Here is a 20,450-nt window from a genome sequence, read left to right as displayed (position 1 = left end):
GTACACGACGGCACCGCGCGGCAGGCGTCAGCCGTGGCTCGGCGTCATGTCCGACCAGCCCAGCGGATACAGCTCCGCCTCACGACCCCCTACGGCAGGTTCCGCGCCCGCCTCGGTGAACGCCCCGAGCGCGTCCACGAGCGCCGCTCGCTGCTCCGGGTCGAGCCGGGCCACGATCGCCGCGATCTCCTTGCGGCGGCGGCCGGTGACGTCCTCGACGATGCGGCGGCCGTCGTCCGTCAGCCGCAGCACGGTCTCGCGGCGGTTGTCGGGGTTGACCTGCCGGTCCGCGAGGCCGGCGGCGATCAGCCGGTCCATCATCCGCAGCGCGGTCGACGGGTTCACGCCGAGCCGCTCGGCCAGGACGACCAGCTTCGCGGGCCCCTCCGTGGACAGCACGACCAGCAGACGGAACTGGGGCAGCGTCACCCGGTCCTCCACGGCCGCCAGTGAGCGGGCGGACACGGCGACGAGCAGCCTGGACGCGGTGAGCACCGCGCGGGTCACGGCGTCGACGTCATCCATGTCCCCTGCGGACCGCGCTGGTTGGTTCATGCCATCTTTCTATCGCGCGACGCCCGGCGCGGGATCGCCGGTCCCGGATCCGACACGGAATACGGGCTCTCGGCCGGGCGGCTCACCGCCGCGCCGTCCCCGCTCGCTACGGGAGCGCCGCGCACACCAGCAGGACGAAGGCCGCCAGCGTCAGGAGCGTACGGGCGAGGTGCAGCCGGTTCCACCGGGTCTCGAAAGCCGCGCGGACCTGGCTGTCGGGAACCGGCGGGGTGGCGTTCTCGGATGCCGCGAGCGCGTTGTTGAGGGGGATGTTGCCGGCGACGGTGACGAGGTGGTTGATGACGGCGCAGACGAGCCCGGCGGCGATCAGCCACCGCTCGGCGGCGGTGCGGCCGTCGACGGGGACGGCGAGCGCGGCGGCCGGGAAGGCGACGATCGCGACGAAGACGAGGAGGAAGACCGCGCGCGGCACGGTCTCGTTGATGCGGCGCATCGCGGCCACGAACTGCTCGTCGGACAACCGGGCGAAGCCGGGCATGACCCCGGTCAGGAAGATGAGCATGAAGCCCGCGTACAGACCAGTGGAGATGACGGCGAGGGCGAGCAGCAGGGTCGGCATGGGCGACATCATGACGCTGTGGGGGGGTGTCGTGCAGCCGAGTTGACGTGTGTCGGTGCGCGCCGGGTGGCGGGCGGCCCCCGTGACCCGCGCCGGGCGGCGGGCGGACCCCGTCACGCACACCCGGGGGGGCCGCCGCGGCCCTCCCGTCAGTCCTTCAGGCGCTCCGCCCGGGCGATCGCGTCCGCCAGGTCGCGCACCGCCGTGTCCTCCGTCGCGTCCGCCAGCGCGCGGGCCCTGTCGCCCAGTGCGGCCAGGCCCGGTGAGCCCGGCACCGAGCCGCCGCGCAGTTCGTCGGCGAAATACGCCGCCACCGCCGTCACCTGGAGCCGCGTGGACGCCACGTCCCAGAGCGCCCCGTCGATCGCGTCGGTCTCCACCGAGCCGGACCGCTCGTGCGGCGCCCGCGTCGCGGGATCGAGCCAGCGCACGGTGGCCGTGGCGACGTGGCCGCTCGCGCCCTCCCGGAGGCGTACCGCGTACAGCGCCGTCACCGTGTGGCCGGGGCCGACCTCGCCGCCGTCGACGCGGTCGTTGCGGAAGTCCTCGTCCGCGACGGACCGGTTCTCGTAGCCGATGAGCCTGAACTGCCTGACCGTCTGCGGGTCGAAGGCGACCTGGGCCTTGGCGTCGCGGGCGCGCAGCTCCACGTGCGCGGGGAGCTGGTCGACGAAGACCTTCCGCGCCTCCTCCTCGTCGGAGACGTACGTCGTGTGCCCGTCGCCCTTGTCGGCGAGGCGTTCCATCAGCGCGTCGCCGTAGTCGCTGCCGACACCGACGCCGAAGAGGGTGATGCCGTGCTCGCGGCGGGCGTCGTCGATGCGGTCGAGGATCGCGTCGGCCGCCGTCCGCCCGGTGTTGGCGAGCGCGTCGGAGAGCAGCACGACCCGGTTGGTGGCGCCCTTCCGGCGGCCTTCGACGGCGGCCTCGTAGCCAGTGGTGACCCCGGCCTCCACGTTGGTCGAGTCGGTCGGCTCCAGGTCGTCGACGATGTCGTGGACCCGGTCGCGGTTGCCGTTCAGCCGCGTCATGGGCAGTCGCGTCTCCGCCTCGTCGCTGAAGGTGACCACGGCGATCGAGTCGTCGTCGCGCAACTGGTCGGTGAGGGTGCCGAGCGACTTCTTGACGAGATCCAGGCGGCCGGGCTCGGCCATCGAGCCGGAGATGTCGATGACGAACGTGAGCGCCGCGGGCGGCCGTTCGCTCGGGCGCGCGGGCGCGGCCGTGGACAGTCCCACGCGGACCAGCGACCAGTCCGCGCCGCCGCCGTCGCCGTGTATCTCCCCCTCCCGGGCCTCGGGCCGCGCGCCGTCGACGGTGACGGAGAAGCCGTTGCCCTCGGGGCGTACGTAGTCCTGGCGGAAGCTGTTGACGAACTCCTCGGGCCGCACCTCCTGCGCCTGCGGCAGCCGCCCCTCCCTCAGGGTGCGGCGGGCGTAGCCATAGGAGGCGGTGTCGACGTCGAGGGCAAAGGTGGACAGGTAGTCCGCGGGCGGCGCGGACTCGCGCTCCGTGTCCGCCTCCCCTTCGGCGGCGCCCTCGCCCGGCGCGCCCCGGCCGCCGTCCGGAACGACCGGGGCGGGCAGCGCCCCGCCCGGCTTGCGGCTGTCGGCCTGGTCGATGGCGATGTTGTCGGAGCCCGAGCAGGCCGACGTCAGCAGCACGCCGCCGGCCAGCGCGGCGGCCACCGCCGCCCTGACCGCCCGTCCGCTGCTTCTCCCCCGGGAACTGCGCCACGCACTGAAGGTCATCCGGTTCTCCCCCTCGCATAGAACGGCACTTGTGAATGTGACGTCCGAGGCCGCCGGAAGGAGCGGACGAAGAGGTTGCGGATCGATCTCAAAGCGGCAACGGCACCGGGCCGCACGGCCCTACGACACGATGTCCTTGCGGGAGAAGTTCCGGAAGGCGAGCGCGAACAGCACCAGCGCGTACGTGACCGACACGGACGCCCCCTTCACCATGCCCGTCCACTCCAGCTGCGGCTGCAGCGCGTCGATCCAGGCGAACTGCCAGTGCGCGGGCAGCACTTCGCGCCAGCCGCCCAGCGCCGTGACGGCGTCCAGCACATTGCCGATGATGGTCAGCCCGACCGCGCCGCCGACCGCGCCGAGCGGTGCGTCGGTCTTGGTGGACAGCCAGAACGCCAGCCCTGCCGTGACCAGTTGGGAGACGAAGACGAACGCCACCACGAGCGCCAGCCGCCCCAGTGACTCCCCGGCGCCGAGGGAGCCGCCCGTGGGCAGTGCCAGCGGCCCCCATCCGTAGGCGACCGTGCCGGCCACCAGCGCCACCAGCGGCAGCAGCACCATCGCCGCCGCGCTGAAGCCGAGCGCCACGGCGAGCTTGGACCACAGCAGACGGGTCCGGGGCACGGGCGCGGCGAGCAGGTACCGCAGCGACGACCAGCTCGCCTCCGAGGCGACGGTGTCGCCGTGGAACAGCGCCACCGGCACCACCAGCAGGAAGCCCGCCGAGACGAAGAGGCAGGTGGCGGCGAAGTTGGCGCCGGACGCGGTGGCCGTGTCCATCAGGGTGATGCGGCCGTTGTCGCGGCCGTCCGGGGTGCCGCCGATCGCGAACGCCGCGATCAGGATGAACGGCAGCGCCGCCAGGATGCCGGCCATCACCAGCGTCCGGCGCCGCCTCAGCTGCCGGACCGCCTCCACCCGCAGGGGCAGGGTGTGCCCGGCCCGGTAGCCGGGGGCCGCCCCGACGAGCGTGGCATCGTGGACGGGCGCGCTCATGCCGAGCCTCCGATCAGGGTGAGGAACGCGTCCTCCAGGCGGCGGTGCGGTCCGACGCCCGTCAACGGCACGTCGAGACGGACAAGTTCGGTGATCATCGCGGTGGGGCTCGCGCCGTCCAGCCGTACGAGCAGGCCGTCGTCCGTACGCACGGCCGAGCCGATCCCCGGCAGCGCGGCGATCTTCTCGACGACGGGATCGGGCACCTCGCCCGCCGTGGTGACGAGAAGGGTGTCGCTCTCGCCGGTGATCTCGGCGACGGGACCGGCCTGTACGAGCCGGCCGCGGTCCATGACGACGAGGTGGGTGCAGGACTGCTCGACCTCCGACAGGAGGTGGCTGGACACGATGACGGTCCGGCCCCCGGCCGCGTACCGGATCATCACGTCCCGCATCTCGCGGATCTGCGGCGGGTCGAGACCGTTGGTCGGTTCGTCGAGGATCAGCAGGTCCGGCAGGCCGAGCATGGCCTGGGCGATGGCGAGACGCTGCCGCATGCCCTGGGAGTAGGTGCGTACGGCGCGGGCCAGCGCGTCACCGAGGCCGGCGATCTCCAGTGCCTCCTCGATGTGCGCGTCGGCGGCCGGGCGGCCGGTCGCCCGCCAGTACAGCTCCAGGTTCTCGCGGCCCGACAGGTGCGGCAGGAAGCCCGCGCCCTCGACGAACGCGCCGACCCGTGAGAGCACGGGTGCTCCGGGCCTGATGGCGTGGCCGAAGACGCGGATCTCGCCGTCGTCGGGCCGGATCAGGCCCATCAGCATGCGCAGGGTGGTCGTCTTGCCCGCGCCGTTGGGGCCGAGCAGTCCGAGCACCTGGCCCTTCTCGACGCGGAAGGACAGGTCCCGTACGGCGTACCGGTCGGCGGACTTCGCGTAGCGCTTGGTCAGTCCGGTGATCTCCAGCGGTACGCCGGCGCGGTCCGGGTCGGGCGCCGGCGCGACGGCCCGGCGGCGGGCGGTGAACAGCAGGGCCGCCGCGACAAGGGCTCCGGCGGCGGGCAGCGCCCACACCCACCAGGGCAGGCCGGCGGCCTGGGTGCGTACGGCGGGTGCGGTGGGCACGGTGAGCGCTCCGGCGAGGGAGACGGTGTACGTGGCCGGTTCGGCCGGGGAGGCGTAGCCGAGGTCGGTCGCGGACAGGACGAGACGCAGCCGGTGTCCCGTGTCGACCTCGTGGTCCACGGCCGGCAGCGTGAGGGTCACCTTCCGCGGCGTGGCGGCGTCCTCGACCCGGACGGGCGCGACGAGTTGGGCGGGCAGCACCTGCTGCCTGCCGTCGGGCCCGACGTCGTACACCTTCCCGAACAGCACGGCGTCGCCCCGGTCGGCGGCCACCTCGACGGTGACCGACGGGGAGCCGGTGATCCGGGTGGCGCGGCCCAGCGGCGCCGAGGTGAAACTCGCGAACTGGCCGGGGAAGTCGAGGGAGAGGCCGACGCCCAGCGAGGACAGCGATCCGGCGCCGCCGCCGAGGCCGGGGACGGCGGAGATGGCGGGCGGGTTGGCGCCCGCCGGGTTGGCGATGCGCTGTTCGGGTCCGGCGAGCGGGAAGGTGCGGGGGCCGCTCGCCAGGCCCGGGTAGCGGTCCGCGGTCGCGCCGCGCAGCAGTGCCTGGCCGTCGGTCGAGTCGACGCCGCCGGTGCGGCTGACGCGGAAGGCGGGCCCGGTGTCCACGCCCTTGTCCTGCCCCAGGTACCGGTCGAACCAGGCGGTGATCCGCGCCTCCACCCGGCCCGTCTCGCGGTCTCCGCCGTCGTGTCCGCCCGCGACCCAGTCGACCGCGACGGGTGCGCCGTTGCCGCTGACGGCCCGGGCCATGGCGTCGGCCTGGGAGAGCGTGAAGAGGGAGTCGGACTGGCCCTGGACGATGAGCGCGGGCACCGCGATCCGGTCCGCGACGGCGGACGGGCTGCGCTCCTCGAGCAGCGCCCGCGCCGCGGCGTCGGGCTCTCCGGCGACGGCGACGCGCTCGTACATGGCGCACAGCCGCGGCTCGAAGCGGCCGCAGCCGGCCGGGTTCGCGGGGCCGGCTGCCGTGCGGCCGGCGCGGGCCGCCGCGGCGCCCTGCCCGGCGGCCTCACCCGAGGCGGCCTCACCCGCCGGCGCCTCGCCGGCTGGGGCCTCGCCCGCGGGTGGCGGGGCCACTTGCCGGCCGGGGTCGGGTGCCGAGCCGGTGGAGAAGAAGATGCCGGCCCACAGCTTCTTGAACACGTCGTCGGGGAACAGGGCCTCGGCGAGGTTCCAGTACGTGATCTGCGGGGCGATGGCGTCGACGCGCCCGTCGTACCCGGCGCCGAGCAGCGAGATCGCTCCGCCGTACGAGGAGCCGGTGATGCCGACGCGTGGATCGCCGTCCTCGTCGAGCCGCACCTCGGGCCGCCGCGCCAGCCAGTCGATCAGCCGGGAGACGTCCTTGACCTCCGCCTGCGGGTCGTTGAGGCCGATGCGTCCGGTGGACTTCCCGAAGCCGCGTGCCGACCAGGTCAGGACGGCGTACCCGTCCTGGGCCAGCTTCTCCGCCTGGGCGCGTACGTCCTCCTTGCTGCCTCCGAATCCGTGGCCGATGAGCACGGCCGGCCGGCGTCCGTCGCCGTCGGCGGTGAAGTACGAGGTGTCGATATCGGCCCCGGGCATGTGCAGCACCCGGTCCTCGCGGTGCACGGCGGGCGGGCCGTCGTCGGCGACCGCGGTCCAGGTGCCCGCGCCCGCGAGGACGGCGAAGGCCACGACACCCGCGAGCAACCGCCCGCGCGGTCCGGTCCCGAGCCGGCCCGGGGACCGGCGAAGTCGGATCTGCATGGGGAAAACCCTAAGCGGCCGACCTGTGCGCGCTCGGCTGCCGTCAGGCGGAACTCATGGACCTTCCCGAGGAGTACGCGGCAGGGTCCGCGTACAGCGGACGCGGTACGGCCACCGGACATTCCGGGCGCGCGACAGGAGCACACAAGATCCACACCTACTGACCCGTCGTCAGATCCCTTTGTCCAGGCAGAATACATCCGCCTGACGCCCTCTTGTGTCGCAGGTCACAGCACACGACTCTGGTGAACAGAACCGCACATGCTGGCACCATGCACGCCCGTACTTGTCCGTAACCGGTCAACGAAAGGTACAGGTGCACGAGATGGGACCCACTGCCCGTCGCGCGACGGCGCTGATATCAGCGGTCGCCGCCGCGACCGGTCTCCAGTTCGCCATGTCCCCCACCGCGCAGAGCGTGAACCTTGGCGATCTTCGTCTCGCCCCCACTGCAACCGCCGTCAAGAACAGCTGGATCGTCGTCCTGAAGGACGGCAGCACGCGTGCCGCCGATTTCGGCGTCACCCCCGAGCACACCTACCGCAGCGTCCTGAGCGGTTTCGCCGCCTCCATGTCCGCCGAGAAGGCCAAGGCGCTCGCGGCCGACCCGCGCGTGGCGTACGTCGAGCAGAACTCGGTCGTCCGCCTCAACGAGACCCAGCCGAACGCCACCTGGGGCATCGACCGCATCGACCAGCGCAGCCTGCCGCTGTCGACGACCTACACGTACAACACGACCGCGTCGAACGTGAACGCGTACATCATCGACACCGGGATCCGCGCCTCCCACAGCGAGTTCGGCGGACGCGCGAGCGTCGGTACGGACACGGTGGGCGGCGGCCAGAACGGCCAGGACTGCCAGGGCCACGGCACCCACGTGGCGGGCACGGTCGGCGGCAGGACCTACGGCGTCGCCAAGAACGTCAACCTGATCGCCGTACGCGTCCTGGACTGCAACGGCTCCGGCACCACCGCCGGTGTGATCGCGGGCGTCGACTGGGTGACCGCCAACGCCAAGAAGCCGGCCGTGGCCAACATGAGCCTCGGCGGCTCGGCGAACACCTCGCTCGACAACGCGGTGAAGAAGTCGATCGCCTCCGGCGTCAGCTACTCCATCGCCGCGGGCAACGGCCTCCCCGTCCTGGGCCTGCCGGCCAACGCCTGCAACTACTCGCCCGCCCGCGTCCCCGAGGCGATCACGGTCGGCGCGACGGACAACGCGGACCGCCGGGCGTCGTTCTCCAACTACGGCACCTGCCTGGACCTGTTCGCACCGGGCGTGTCCATCACCTCGGCGTGGAAGGACAACGACACCGCCACGAGCACCATCTCGGGCACGTCGATGGCGGCCCCGCACACCGCGGGCGCGGCCGCGCTCTACTTGTCCACCCACCCCACGGCGACCCCGGCCCAGGTCAGGGACGCCCTGGTCGGCAACGCGACCAGCGGCAAGGTCCAGAACCCGCTCACGGGCTCCCCGAACAAGCTGCTGTACTCGCTCTTCTGATCGCACGGGCGCAGCGACGTCAGTGACAGGGCGGGTCCGGGTGCTTCGGCACCCGGACCCGCCCATCCGTCGTATGTCAAGTCCCGAAATTCAGCGGCATGACGCGATTCGCTTCCTGGGGCGTACTTGAGGCATGGGTTCACGCAGAGCAGGTGGCCCACCCCCCACCCCACCGTCCGGAACGGCCCCGACGGTGCGCCCCTTTCTCATCGGAGGAGAATCCGCATGTCCCGCACCCCCCAGACACGGCGTCTTGTCCTGCTGACCGCCTCCACCGCCCTGGTGGCAGGTGGCACGCTGCTGCCCTCCAGCGCATTCGCCGCCCCGGCGACCCCGCACCTCGGCAACGCGAGCGTGACCGCAGCCGACACGCCGGACCTGGCGATCGATCGGGCGATCGCGAAGACCGAGAAGTTCGACTCGGCCCAGGTGGACATGACAATGACGTCGCCCCCAGAGGGTCCGGTCGCGATGGAGGGCACCTTCTCCTGGGGCGACGGGCCGGCCATGGACGTCGAGGTGGACGCCAAGGCCGTGGACATGCAGCACCTGGTGTCCGACGGGACCGTCCGGTGCCTGTTCACCGACGGGGCGTACTACTACGAAGTCGATCCGCAGTCGAGCGGCCCGCTCAAGGGCAAGCACTGGATGAAGATCGACGCATCGGCACTGTTCGGCGAGCAGAGCGCTTCGGAACTCTCCGGTGTCACGAGCGGTGGTGCCACGAGCGGTCTGGAATTGCTCGCCCTCTCCGACGACGTGAAGAACGTCGGCGAGGAAACCGTCCGCGGCAAGAAGACCACGCACTACCGGGGCGTGATCTCCAAGGACGACCTGGGAGGAGCCGCGGACGCGCTCATGCGGGGAGACAAGGGCTCGCCCGTCAACGAGTTCACCGGAGACGTCAAGGAGATCACGATGGATGTCTGGCTGGACGGCAACGACCTGCCCGTCCGGACAAAGGATCAGACGGGCGCGGTGACCGTCACCACGGACTTCGAGAAGTTCGGCCCGACCAGGGCCGTCGAGGCCCCGCCTGCCGCCGACACCGCGGACATGTCCGACGCGGTCCGGACCGCGGTCGGATCCGGCCCGCAGGTCTGACCCCGGCACACCCGCACGCGGTCGGCCGCCTCCGAAGAGGCGGCCGAACCGGTGCGTCAGTGGTGGCGCGGGAAGCCCAGGTCCACGCCCGCCGGGGCATCGGCCGGGTCCGGCCAGCGGGTGGTGACGACCTTGCCGCGGGTGTAGAAGTGCACGCCGTCGTTGCCGTAGATGTGGTGGTCGCCGAAGAGCGAGTCCTTCCAGCCGCCGAAGGAGTGGTAGCCCACCGGGACCGGGATCGGCACGTTCACACCGACCATGCCGGCCTCGATCTCCAGCTGGAAGCGGCGGGCCGCACCGCCGTCACGGGTGAAGATCGCGGTGCCGTTGCCGAACGGCGAGGCGTTGATCAGCGCCACGCCCTCCTCGTACGTCTCGGCACGCAGCACGCACAGCACCGGGCCGAAGATCTCGTCGCGGTACGCGTCGGAGTCGGTGGAGACCTTGTCGAGCAGGGACAGGCCGATCCAGTGGCCGTCCTCGAAGCCGTCGACCGTGTAACCGGTGCCGTCGAGGACGACCTCCGCGCCCTGGTCGGCGGCGCCCTTGACGTAGGAGGCGACCTTGTCGCGGTGGGCGGCGGTGATGAGCGGGCCCATCTCCGACGTGGGGTCGTTGCCGGGGCCGATCTTGATCTTCTCGGCACGCTCGCGGATCTTCTCGACCAGCTCGTCGCCGACCGAGCCGACCGCGACGACGGCGGAGATCGCCATGCAGCGCTCGCCGGCGGAGCCGTACGCGGCCGACACCGCGGCGTCGGCCGCCGCGTCCAGGTCGGCGTCGGGCAGCACCAGCATGTGGTTCTTCGCGCCGCCGAGCGCCTGGACGCGCTTGCCGTTGGCGGAGGCGGTGGTGTGGATGTAGCGGGCGATCGGGGTGGAGCCGACGAAGGAGACCGCGGCCACGTCCGGGTGCGCGAGCAGCGCGTCGACCGCGACCTTGTCGCCGTGGACGACGTTCAGCACGCCGTCGGGCAGGCCGGCCTCGGCCGCGAGCTCCGCGAGCAGGTTCGCGGCGGACGGGTCCTTCTCGCTGGGCTTGAGGACGAAGGTGTTTCCGCAGGCGATGGCCAGCGGGAACATCCACATCGGCACCATCGCCGGGAAGTTGAACGGCGTGATGCCGGCGACGACGCCGAGCGGCTGCCGGATGGCGGCGACGTCGACGCGGTGGGAGACCTGGGTCGACAGCTCGCCCTTGAGCTGGGTGGTGATGCCGCAGGCGAGTTCGACGATCTCCAGACCGCGGGCCACCTCGCCCAGCGCGTCCGAGTGGACCTTGCCGTGCTCGGCGGTGATCAGGGCCGCGATGTCGTCGCGGTGGGCGTCGAGCAGCGCCCGGTACCGGAACAGGACCGCCGTGCGCTGCGCCAGCGACGACGTGCCCCACGTCGCGTACGCCTCCTTGGCCGCGGAGACGGCCGCGTCGACCTCCGCCACGGAGGCCAGCGCCACCCGGGTCGTGACCTCTCCCGTCGCCGGGTCGGTCACGGGACCCCAGTTGCCGGACGCACCCTCGACGGTCTTGCCACCGATCCAGTGGTTGACGGTCTTCGTCATGGCGAGAAACTCCTTCAGAGATGGCGGCGTCGGGATGCGACTTGCCGGTCGTACTCCTCCCGGGCCGAGGCCGCCGACGGGCGGGTCGCGGTCTCGGCCACCGGAACATCCCACCACGCCTGTGCCTCGGGCGGGCCCGACACAGTGTCTGCCGTTCCGGTCTCCACGTAGACACATGTGGGGGCGTCCGCCGCCCGAGCCTCGGCCAGCGCTTCGCGCAGGTCACGCACCGTCCTGGCGCGGATCACCCGCATGCCCAGCGACTGCGCGTTCGCCGCCAGGTCGACGGGCAGCGGCGGTCCGGTGTACGTACGGCCGGGGCCGGTCCGCTGCCGGTAGTCCGTGCCGAAGCGCTCCGCGCCGACCGCCTCGGACAGACCTCCGATGGACGCGTACCCGTGGTTCTGCAGGATCACCATCCGGATCGGGACGCCCTCCTGCACGGCGGTGACGATCTCGGTGGGGTTCATCAGGTACGTGCCGTCGCCGACCAGGGCCCAGACCGGGCGTCCCGGTGCGGCCATCGCCACGCCGATCGCGGCCGGGATCTCGTAGCCCATGCAGGAGTAGCCGTACTCGACGTGGTACTGGTCGGCGGAGCGCGCGCGCCACAGTTTGTGCAGGTCGCCCGGGAGGGAGCCGGCGGCGTTGATCAGGATGTCGTCCCCGGTCACCAGGGCGTCCAGCGCGCCGAGCACCTGGGGCTGGGTGGGCGCCGCGTCCTCGTCGCCGGCCGCGTACGCGGCGTCGACCCGGTGCTCCCAGCGCTCCTTGCCGCGCCCGTACTCCTTCTCGTACGCCGCGTCCACGCGGTGGCCCGCGAGGGCGGCGGCCAGCTCGCCGAGGGCGGTGCGGGCGTCGGCGACGAGCGCGAGGCCGGACATCTTGTGGGCGTCGAAGGCGGCGACGGAGATGTTGACGAAGCGGACGTCCGGGGCGGCGAAGAGGGTCGAGGACGCGGTGGTGAAGTCGGTCCAGCGGGTGCCGACGCCGATCACCAGGTCGGCGGTGCGGGCCAGGTCGTCGGCGGTGGCGGTGCCGGTGTGGCCGATGCCGCCGATGTCGCAGGGGTGGTCGTGGGGCAGCGAGCCCTTGCCCGCCTGGGTGGAGGCGACGGGGATGCCGGTGGCGTCGGCGAGTGCGCGCAGCGCCTCCTCGGCCTCGCTGTGGCGGACGCCGCCGCCCGCGACGATCAGCGGCCGCCGTGCCCGGCGCACCGCGTCCGCGGCCTGCGCGAGGGCGTCCGCGTCGGGGCGGGGGCGGCGCACGTGCCACACCCGGTCGGCGAAGAACTCCTCCGGCCAGTCGTACGCCTCGGCCTGCACGTCCTGCGGCAGCGCGAGCGTGACCGCGCCGGTCTGCGCGGGGTCGCTGAGGACGCGCATCGCCTGGAGCGCGGCCGGGATCAGGGCCTCGGGGCGGGTGACGCGGTCGAACCAGCGGGAGACGGGGCGCAGGCAGTCGTTGACCGACACATCACCGGCGTACGGCACTTCGAGCTGCTGGAGCACGGGGTCGGCCGGCCGGGTGGCGAAGACGTCGCCGGGCAGCAGGAGGACGGGCAGGTGGTTGACGGTGGCGAGCGCGGCACCGGTGACCAGGTTCGTGGCGCCGGGGCCGATGGACGTGGTGACCGCGTGCGCGGACAGCCTGCGGGACTGGCGGGCGTAGCCGACGGCGGCGTGCACCATGGACTGCTCGTTGCGGCCCTGGACGAAGGGCATGTCCGCGGCGGACTCGACCAGGGCCTGGCCGATGCCCGCCACGTTGCCGTGTCCGAAGATGCCCCAGGTGGCGGCGATCAGCCGCCGGCGGCGGCCGTCGCGCTCGGTGTACTGGTGGGACAGGAAGCGCACCAGGGCCTGGGCCGTGGTCAGCCGCGTCATCGGTAACCCTCCGCGTGGTCGGGGTGGAAGCGGATCAGCCATTCCCTCTCGGTGCCCGGTCCCGCCATCACGTTGAGGTAGTACATGGCGTGGCCCGGCTCCGCGACGGACGGCCCGTGCCAGCCGTCGGGGACGAGGACCGCGTCGCCGCTGCGGACCTCGGCGAGCACGTCGGCGCCGCCCGGCCGCGAGGGCGACACGCGCTGGAAGCCGACGCCGCCGCCGTCGATCTCGAAGTAGTAGATCTCCTCGAGCTCGCTCTCCTCGCCGGGGACGCGCTCGTCGTGCTTGTGCGGCGGGTAGGAGGACCAGTTGCCGCCCGGGGTGAGGACCTCGACCGCGATCAGCCGGTCGCAGGCGAACGCGCCGGCCGCCGCGAAGTTGCGCACCTCACGGGCCTGGATCCCGCTGCCGCGGGCCTCGACGGGTACCTCCGGCGCGGGGCCGTAGCGAGCGGGGAGTCGGCGCTCGCACCTCGCTCCTGCCAGGGCGAAGCGGCCTCCCGCGCCGGAGGCGATCTGGGCATGGGCGTCTCTCGGCACGTACGCGAAGTCGCTCACTCCGCCGAACACGCCATCCCGCCCCTGCAGTTCAAAGATCTCGTCCTGCGTCTGCACCGTGCAACCGCCGCTGAGAGGAAGCACGATCCACTCGCTGTCGCCGGTGGTGAGCAGATGGGATCCGCCCGGCTCCAGCTCCAGTACGCGCAGCTGGGAGTAGCCCCAGCCGGCCTGCTCGGGGGTGATGCTCACGGCGTACGGTCCGAGGGCGGCGCTGCCCGCGGGGACGTGCAGGCCGGGCAGCTTGCCGGCCGGCGGCCCATCGCCGCGCGGTGTGCCGTTGCGCGGTGCGGCGTAGCCCGGTGTACCGGCGCCCGGTGTGCCGTTGCGCGGTGCGGCGCCGGTGTCCGGTACGCCCTCGTGGGGTGTGCCCTGGTGCGGTTGGTCGTGGCTCATGCCTTCTCCGTACCCCCTACAGCAGGCCCACGGCCGTGTCGACCGCGCCCGTCACGTCGCCGTCGGCCGGATAGAGCAGCGCGCGGCCGGCCACGAGCCCTTGGACCGTGGGCAGTTGCAGTGCCGCCCGCCACCTCTCGTACGCCCCGTCCTGGTCCTTGCCCGCGTCGCCGCCGAGCAGCACCGCGGGGAGGGTGGAGGTCTCCATCACGGACCGCATGTCGTCGGGGTCCTCGGTGACGGGCACCTTGAGCCAGGTGTACGCGGAGGTGCCGGCCAGCCCGGAGGCGATGGCGATGGAGCGGGTCACGGCCTCGGCTCCGAGATCGTTGCGCAGCCGGCCGTCGATCCGGTGACAGATGAACGGCTCCACGAAGACGGGAAGCTGACGCTCGGCCATCTCGTCGACCACGCGGGCGGCCGCGGCCAGGGTGTCGAGCGAGGCCGGGTCGTCGTAGTCGATGCGCATCAGCAGCTTCCCCGCGTCGAAGCCGAGCCGGTCCAGATCGCGGGCGCGATAGCCGGTGAACCGGTCGTCTAGCTCGAACGACGCGCCCGCGAGCCCGCCGCGGTTCATGGAGCCCATGACGACCTTGTCGTCGAGCGCGCCGAGGAGCAGCAGGTCGTCGAGGATGTCGGAGGTGGCGAGGACACCGTCGACGCCGGGATGCGTCAGGGCGAGGCAGAGCCGCTCCAGCAGGTCGAGCCGGTTGGCCATGGCGAGCGGGCGGTCGCCGACGGCGAAGGCGCCGCGGGCGGGGTGGTCGGCCGCGATGATCATCAGCCGTCCGCTGTCGCCGACGAGACGCCTGCGTCTGCGCCGCCGCATGGCGGCCTCGGCGACGGCCTCCGGGTGCCGGGTCCGGATCCCGACGAGTTCGCCGATGTCGACGCGGGTCACGACGCCTCCCGCGCCCGGCCGGGGCGGCTGGGGTCCGGGGGGACGGGCCCGCCCGCGAGGACCTGCTCGACCTCCTCCTCGTACGGCATGGCCGTCGAGCAGGCGAGGCGCGCGGCGACCACCGCTCCGGCCGCGTTGGCGAAGCGCGTCACGCGGTCCAACTCCCAGCCCGCGAGGAGCCCGTGGCACAGGGCCCCGCCGAACGCGTCCCCCGCCCCCAGGCCGTTGACCACGTCCACGGGCACGGGCGGGACCTCGGCGCGGGTGCCGTCCCGGTGCACGGCGAGCACGCCCTTGGGGCCCTGCTTGACCACGGCGAGCTCGACGCCGGCGGCCAGCAGCGCCTCGGCGGCCGCTTCCGGCTCGCGCTCGCCGGTCGCGATCTCGCACTCCTTCAGGTTGCCGACGGCGACGGTCGCGAGGGCGAGTGCCTTCGCGTAATGCGGTCCGGCCGACTGCGGGTCCGTCCAGAACATCGGCCGCCAGTCGAGATCGAACACGGTCGTCCCCGACTTCGCCCGGTGCGCGAGCGCGGCCAGCGTCGCCGTCCGGCTGGGCTCCGCGCACAGTCCCGTGCCGGTCATCCAGAAGACGCGCGCCGCCCGGAGCGGCTCCGGCTCCAGCTCGCTCTCCCGGATCTCCAGATCGGGCGCCTTGGGCTGCCGGTAGAAGTAGAGAGGGAAGTCGTCGGGCGGGAACACCTCGCAAAAGGTGACCGGCGTCGGATACTCCTCGACCGGCGTCACCCACCGGTCGTCCACACCGAACTCCCGCAGCGCCTGGTGCAGGTACGCGCCGAAGGGGTCCTGCCCGGTCCGGGTGATCACGGCCGTCCGCCGGCCGAGCCTGGCCGCCGCCACCGCGACGTTCGCCGCCGAGCCGCCGAGGAACTTCCCGAACGTGTCGACCTGCGCCAACGGGACGCCGGTACGCAGTGGATAGAGGTCCACCCCGATCCGGCCCATCGTGATCACGTCGTACGGCAAAGACATGCGCGTCCCTTCGGTCAGGGGGTGCCCTCAGGTCTAGCCCTCCCCCCACGACCCTGTCAATGTTTTGTCCGGACATTCGGACCAAGCCTTGACACCCTTCTCCGGCGGCCGGAAAGCTGACCGGCATGACCTCCTCCGTCCCCGCCCTGAACCGCATCCGGGTCGGCTCGGCCCCCGACTCATGGGGGGTGTGGTTCCCCGACGATCCCCAACAGGTCCCCTGGCAGCGCTTCCTCGACGAGGTCGCGCGGGCCGGGTACGAATGGATCGAGCTCGGCCCTTACGGCTACCTCCCGAGCGACCCCGCACGGCTCACCGAGGAGACCGCCCGCAGGGGGCTGAAGGTCTCGGCCGGCACCGTGTTCACCGGACTGCACCACGGCCCCGCCGTCTGGGAGCAGACCTGGGCCCATGTCTCGGACATCGCCGCGCTCACCCGGGCCATGGGCGCGGAACACCTGGTCGTCATCCCCTCGTTCTGGCGCGACGACAAGACGGGCCGGGTGCTGGAGGACCGCACGCTGACCCCGCAGCAGTGGCGCGATCTCACCACCCAGAGCGAACGCCTCGGCCGCGAGGTGCGCGAACGCTACGGGCTGAGGATCGTCGTCCATCCGCACGCGGACACCCACATCGACACGGAGGAGAACGTCAGCCGCTTCCTCGACGCGACCGACCCCGGCCTCGTCTCCCTGTGCCTGGACACCGGCCATTACGCCTACTGCGGCGGCGACAGCGTGAAGCTCATCGAGACGTACGGCGAGCGGATCGGCTACCTCCACCTCAAGCAGGTCGACCCCGCGGTCCTCGCCCACGTCCTGGCGGACGAGGTGCCGTTCGGCCCGGCGGTCGGCCGCGGCGTCATGTGCGAACCCCCCACGGGCGTGCCCGCTCTGGAGCCCGTTCTGAACGCGGCCTCTGCTCTCGGCGTCGCACTCTTCGCCATCGTCGAACAGGACATGTACCCCTGTCCGCCGGACAAGCCCTTCCCGATCGCCCGACGCACGCGCGCGTTCCTGCGGTCCTGCGGCGTCTGAGCACCTGCTGCACATCTGTCACGGTTGTCGCCGCCTGATCACACATGTCGCCATGACGCGGGCATTGCGTCACAGGTCGTCGACAGCCCTGCCCCGCCTTCCTCCGCCGTCGTTCACAGGGCAAAGGCTCAGTGATCGCCGGCGCCCGCGGCAGCTCCCCCGACGGCACCCCGCCCGCAGCCGCTGCGCGCGCAGGGAGGTGCCGGACACATGACGGACAGAAAGCTCTGGTCCTACAAGGACATCGCCGCGCACATCAAGGTGCAGACGGACACGGTCCGCTCGTACCGCAAGCACCGCCTTCTTCCGCCTCCCGACCACATGGAGGCCGGCAGGCCCTACTGGTTCGCCGACACCATCCGCCGCTGGGTGGCCAACAGACCGGCGAACAGAGGCCGCAGAAGGTGAGGCACCGGGCAGCGGACGCGGAGCCGCGTACGGTTCCCGGCCGGAAGCACCCTCTCCTCGGTGCGTTGTCGCCGCATCGTTGTTCGCATTCATACCCCCTAGGGGTATAGAGTGGTGACGTCAGGACGCCTCGGCGTTCCCGCGGGCCCCTGGCGCATCATGCACTCGTACGTTCCGCTCAGGAGGAGAACGCGATGACCGCCGAGACGAAGATCGAGATCGAGACCGTCCAGGGCTCCGGTTCCTGCTGCTCGGCCGACGGCTCCTGCCACGACACCGGGGCGGACGCACCGGCCGCCGGTGTCACCACGGTCTACCAGGTCTCCGGCATGACCTGCGGGCACTGCGAGGGCGCAGTCAGCAGCGAGATCTCCGAGATCCCGGGGGTCAGCTCGGTGAAGGCCGTCGCGGCCACCGGCACGGTGACCGTGGTCTCCGAGGCGCCGCTCGACGAGGCCGCCGTGCGCGCCGCCGTCGACGAGGCGGGCTACGAGCTGGTCGGCCGGGCCTGACGGCCACGCCGACCGAGCGCGCCGGGAGCCGCCGGCGCATCGCTCCGTAGGTACCGGGGCCGGGCCCGTCCCGATCAGTCCGATACTGGTCGGGTAAGGCCCGGCCCCGGTACGCAGGGAGTCCCGAACGTGGAAACAGCCCAGGTGGAGCTCACCATCGGCGGGATGACCTGCGCCTCCTGCGCGGCCCGCGTCGAGAAGAAACTCAACCGCATGGACGGCGTGAGCGCCACGGTCAATTACGCGACCGAGAAGGCCCATGTCAGCTACCCGCCGGACATGCCGGTCGCGGACCTCATCGCGACCGTGGTCAAGACCGGCTACACCGCCGCAGAACCGCCGCCTCCGGCCCGCGAACCGGAGGAAACGCCGTCGGTAGCCGAGAACGGAGCGGGGGCAGACCGGGAGCAGCGTGCCTGGTGGCAGCGCCTCGCCGTCTCCGCCGCCCTCTCCACGCCTGTCGTCCTCATGTCGATGATCGGCACGCTGCAGTTCGACAACTGGCAGTGGCTCTCGCTCACCCTCGCCGCTCCCGTCGTCGTCTGGGGCGGACTGCCCTTCCACCGCGCCGCCTGGACGAACCTCCGGCACGGCACGGCCACCATGGACACGCTGGTGTCCACCGGCACACTGGCCGCGTTCGGCTGGTCCGTGTGGGCGCTGTTCTTCGGGCACGCGGGCATGCCGGGCATGCGCCACACCTTCGACCCGACGGTCTCCCGCACGGACGGAAGCTCGGCGATCTATCTCGAAGTGGCCGCGGGTGTGATCACGTTCCTCCTGCTCGGCCGCTGGCTGGAGGCCCGCTCCAAGCGCCGGGCGGGCGCGGCCCTGCGCGCGCTGATGGAGCTGGGCGCCAAGGACGTGGCCGTACTGCGGAACGGCACGGAGGTGCGCGTGCCGGTCGACCGCCTGACGGTGGGCGACCGTTTCGTCGTACGGCCCGGGGAGAAGATCGCCACCGACGGCACGGTCGTCGAGGGCGCGTCGGCCGTGGACGTCTCGATGCTGACCGGCGAGTCCCTGCCGGTGGACGTGACCGCGGGCGACGAGGTCACCGGCGCCACCCTCAACACCTCGGGCCGCGTCGTCGTCGAGGCCACCCGTGTCGGCGGCGACACCCGCCTCGCCCGCATGGCGAAGCTCGTCGAGGACGCGCAGAACGGCAAGGCGGAGGTCCAGCGTCTCGCCGACCGGGTGTCGGCGGTCTTCGTGCCCGTCGTGCTGCTGATCGCGCTGACGACGCTCGTGGTCTGGCTGCTCGTGACCGACGACGCGACCGCCGCGTTCACCGCCGCCGTCGCGGTCCTGATCATCGCGTGCCCCTGCGCGCTCGGCCTCGCCACCCCGACGGCCCTCATGGTGGGCACCGGCCGGGGCGCGCAGCTCGGCATCCTCATCAAGGGGCCCGAGGTCCTGGAGTCGACCCGCAGGATCGACACGGTCGTCCTGGACAAGACCGGAACGGTCACCACCGGCCGGATGACCCTTCAGGGCGTGCACCCCGCCGAAACCGCCGACGCGGCGGAACTGCTGCGCTTCGCGGGCGCGTTGGAACACGCCTCCGAGCACCCGATCGCGCGCGCCGTCGCCGAGGGCGCCGAGGCGCGCATCGGCCCGCTGCCCGCCGCCGGGGCGTTCGCGAACGTCCCGGGCCTCGGCGTCCGCGGGACGGTCGAGGGCCACGAGGTGCTCGTCGGGCGCGCGGCGCTGCTGCGGGACGCGGGCGTGGAGCTGCCCGAGGCGCTCGTGACGGCCGCGGCCGGCGAACCGGGCCGTACCGCCGTCTACGCCGCCCGGGACGGCAAGGCGCTCGGGGTGCTCACGGTCGCCGACGCGGTGAAGGAGACCAGCGCCGAGGCGGTACGGGACCTGCGGGCCCTCGGGCTCACCCCGGTACTGCTGACCGGCGACGGGCGGACCGTGGCGGAGGCGGTGGCCGCCGAGGTGGGCGTGGACAAGGTGTACGCGGAGGTCCTGCCCGAGAAGAAGGTGCGGGTCGTCGAACGGCTGCGGGCCGAGGGCCGTACGGTCGCGATGGTCGGCGACGGGGTGAACGACGCCGCGGCGCTCGCGACCGCCGATCTGGGCCTCGCCATGGGCACCGGCACGGACGCGGCGATCGAGGCCGGGGACCTGACCCTGGTGCGGGGCGATCTGCGGGTCGCCGCGGACGCGATCCGTCTCGCCCGTCGGACTCTGGCGACGATCAAAGGGAATCTTTACTGGGCCTTCGGCTACAACGTCGCGGCCCTGCCTCTGGCGGCATTCGGCCTGCTCAACCCCATGATCGCGGGTTTTGCCATGGCCTTTTCGTCCGTATTTGTGGTGACCAACAGCCTGCGCCTGCGCTCCTTCTCGTGACTACAAACAGGTCACAAGACCTTCACAAGGAGACCTAGATCACAGATATTTGGGGGTAACCATTAAGGCTCCTCGCGAGTCTAAGTGGGCGATGCCGAGAACGTCTTGGGGGACGTTCATGGAATGTCTTGGGGGACGTTCCAGGCAAGCGTTGGCCGGGGCACGTGCCCGGGGAGCTTTGAGCGGCCCTCCCGTACGTACGTACCCCGGCAGAGCGCGCGAGAGCTTCTGCTGCCCAGCAGACGCCCGGCCGGATCCCGTGGGGGGAATCCGCTCGGGGATATGGGAAGCGCCCCGTCGCCGACCCGTGGGGGGATCGGCAGCGGGGCGCTTTCCGCGCGTGCCACGCTTGCCGCCTGGCGGCTCGCTCACCTGGGGGGCGCCCGCTGAGGTTCGCCGACGCCATTCGCCACCCCCGGGGCCACCCCGCCCGGCCGGTCGTCCACCGGCGGGCCGGGAAGGGCCCGGGCCCGGGGCCGCAGCCCCGCCCGCCTCGACCAGAGCCGGCCGTGTGGGGCCATGGAACGGGGCGCAAGCCCCACCG

The 20,450-nt window shown here is 72.4% G+C and carries 16 protein-coding genes; 6 read left to right on the top strand and 10 right to left on the bottom strand.

The annotated features are described in order from the left end of the window. Positions 1-27 precede the first annotated feature (27 nt). The 5 genes from ACLB9X_RS18210 to ACLB9X_RS18190 all read right to left on the bottom strand — a co-directional run bounded on the left by ACLB9X_RS18210 (position 28) and on the right by ACLB9X_RS18190 (position 6,680). Entirely contained in the window at positions 28-555 is a 528-nt protein-coding gene (locus ACLB9X_RS18210) for a MarR family winged helix-turn-helix transcriptional regulator (protein WP_410361425.1), read from the bottom strand. A gap of 106 nt (positions 556-661) precedes the next feature. Further along, a complete protein-coding gene (locus ACLB9X_RS18205) occupies positions 662-1,135 on the bottom strand; it encodes a DUF1772 domain-containing protein (protein WP_410361424.1) in 474 nt (157 codons plus the stop codon). Between the two features lie 149 nt (positions 1,136-1,284). Next, complete coding sequence (locus ACLB9X_RS18200) at positions 1,285-2,886, bottom strand: von Willebrand factor type A domain-containing protein (protein ID WP_410361423.1); 1,602 nt, start codon at positions 2,884-2,886, stop codon at positions 1,285-1,287. Between the two features lie 120 nt (positions 2,887-3,006). Continuing rightward, the gene (locus ACLB9X_RS18195) at positions 3,007-3,882 is read right to left on the bottom strand and encodes an ABC transporter permease (RefSeq protein WP_410361422.1); all 876 of its coding nucleotides are present in this window, start codon (positions 3,880-3,882) and stop codon (positions 3,007-3,009) included. Next, positions 3,879-6,680: an alpha/beta fold hydrolase gene (locus ACLB9X_RS18190; RefSeq protein WP_410361421.1), complete on the bottom strand. Its 2,802-nt coding sequence runs from the start codon at positions 6,678-6,680 to the stop codon at positions 3,879-3,881. The genes ACLB9X_RS18195 and ACLB9X_RS18190 overlap by 4 nt, the downstream gene beginning before the upstream one ends. A gap of 325 nt (positions 6,681-7,005) precedes the next feature. Between ACLB9X_RS18190 and ACLB9X_RS18185 the strand changes: the two genes are divergently transcribed. Together ACLB9X_RS18185 and ACLB9X_RS18180 are read left to right on the top strand one after the other, a co-directional pair. After that, positions 7,006-8,187 carry a S8 family peptidase gene (locus tag ACLB9X_RS18185; RefSeq protein ID WP_410361420.1) on the top strand — a complete coding sequence of 394 codons (1,182 nt, stop codon included), beginning with the start codon at positions 7,006-7,008 and terminating at the stop codon, positions 8,185-8,187. Between the two features lie 225 nt (positions 8,188-8,412). Further along, the gene (locus ACLB9X_RS18180) at positions 8,413-9,291 is read left to right on the top strand and encodes a hypothetical protein (RefSeq protein ID WP_410361419.1); all 879 of its coding nucleotides are present in this window, start codon (positions 8,413-8,415) and stop codon (positions 9,289-9,291) included. Between the two features lie 56 nt (positions 9,292-9,347). Here ACLB9X_RS18180 and mmsA read toward each other — a convergent pair whose 3' ends face one another. Genes mmsA through iolC form a run of 5 tightly spaced genes read right to left on the bottom strand, consistent with a single transcriptional unit; the run spans position 9,348 to position 15,585 of the window. Then, the gene (gene mmsA / locus ACLB9X_RS18175; RefSeq protein ID WP_410361418.1) at positions 9,348-10,850 is read right to left on the bottom strand and encodes a CoA-acylating methylmalonate-semialdehyde dehydrogenase; all 1,503 of its coding nucleotides are present in this window, start codon (positions 10,848-10,850) and stop codon (positions 9,348-9,350) included. 14 nt (positions 10,851-10,864) lie between these two features. After that, positions 10,865-12,736 (bottom strand): 3D-(3,5/4)-trihydroxycyclohexane-1,2-dione acylhydrolase (decyclizing), encoded by a 1,872-nt coding sequence (gene iolD, locus ACLB9X_RS18170; protein ID WP_410361417.1) that lies wholly within the window; start codon positions 12,734-12,736, stop codon positions 10,865-10,867. Then, complete coding sequence (iolB, locus tag ACLB9X_RS18165; protein WP_410361416.1) at positions 12,733-13,692, bottom strand: 5-deoxy-glucuronate isomerase; 960 nt, start codon at positions 13,690-13,692, stop codon at positions 12,733-12,735. Before iolB ends, iolD begins: the two co-directional genes overlap by 4 nt. 16 nt (positions 13,693-13,708) lie before the next feature. After that, positions 13,709-14,593 (bottom strand): deoxyribose-phosphate aldolase, encoded by an 885-nt coding sequence (locus ACLB9X_RS18160; RefSeq protein WP_410361415.1) that lies wholly within the window; start codon positions 14,591-14,593, stop codon positions 13,709-13,711. Continuing rightward, a complete protein-coding gene (gene iolC, locus ACLB9X_RS18155) occupies positions 14,590-15,585 on the bottom strand; it encodes a 5-dehydro-2-deoxygluconokinase (protein ID WP_410361414.1) in 996 nt (331 codons plus the stop codon). Before iolC ends, ACLB9X_RS18160 begins: the two co-directional genes overlap by 4 nt. Before the next feature lie 125 nt (positions 15,586-15,710). Between iolC and ACLB9X_RS18150 the strand changes: the two genes are divergently transcribed. From ACLB9X_RS18150 to ACLB9X_RS18135, 4 genes are all read left to right on the top strand, one after another. Then, positions 15,711-16,622 (top strand): sugar phosphate isomerase/epimerase family protein, encoded by a 912-nt coding sequence (locus ACLB9X_RS18150; RefSeq protein WP_410361413.1) that lies wholly within the window; start codon positions 15,711-15,713, stop codon positions 16,620-16,622. Between the two features lie 210 nt (positions 16,623-16,832). After that, the gene (locus tag ACLB9X_RS18145) at positions 16,833-17,030 is read left to right on the top strand and encodes a helix-turn-helix transcriptional regulator (protein ID WP_410361412.1); all 198 of its coding nucleotides are present in this window, start codon (positions 16,833-16,835) and stop codon (positions 17,028-17,030) included. Between the two features lie 194 nt (positions 17,031-17,224). Beyond that, positions 17,225-17,542: a heavy-metal-associated domain-containing protein gene (locus ACLB9X_RS18140; protein ID WP_410361411.1), complete on the top strand. Its 318-nt coding sequence runs from the start codon at positions 17,225-17,227 to the stop codon at positions 17,540-17,542. Between the two features lie 165 nt (positions 17,543-17,707). Beyond that, positions 17,708-19,906 (top strand): heavy metal translocating P-type ATPase, encoded by a 2,199-nt coding sequence (locus ACLB9X_RS18135; protein ID WP_410361470.1) that lies wholly within the window; start codon positions 17,708-17,710, stop codon positions 19,904-19,906. Positions 19,907-20,450 lie beyond the last annotated feature (544 nt).

It is taken from the genome of Streptomyces sp. 5K101 (genome assembly GCF_046506645.1).
Classification (GTDB): Bacteria; Actinomycetota; Actinomycetes; order Streptomycetales; family Streptomycetaceae; genus Streptomyces.
This window is presented reverse-complemented; position numbering and strand designations above follow the sequence as displayed.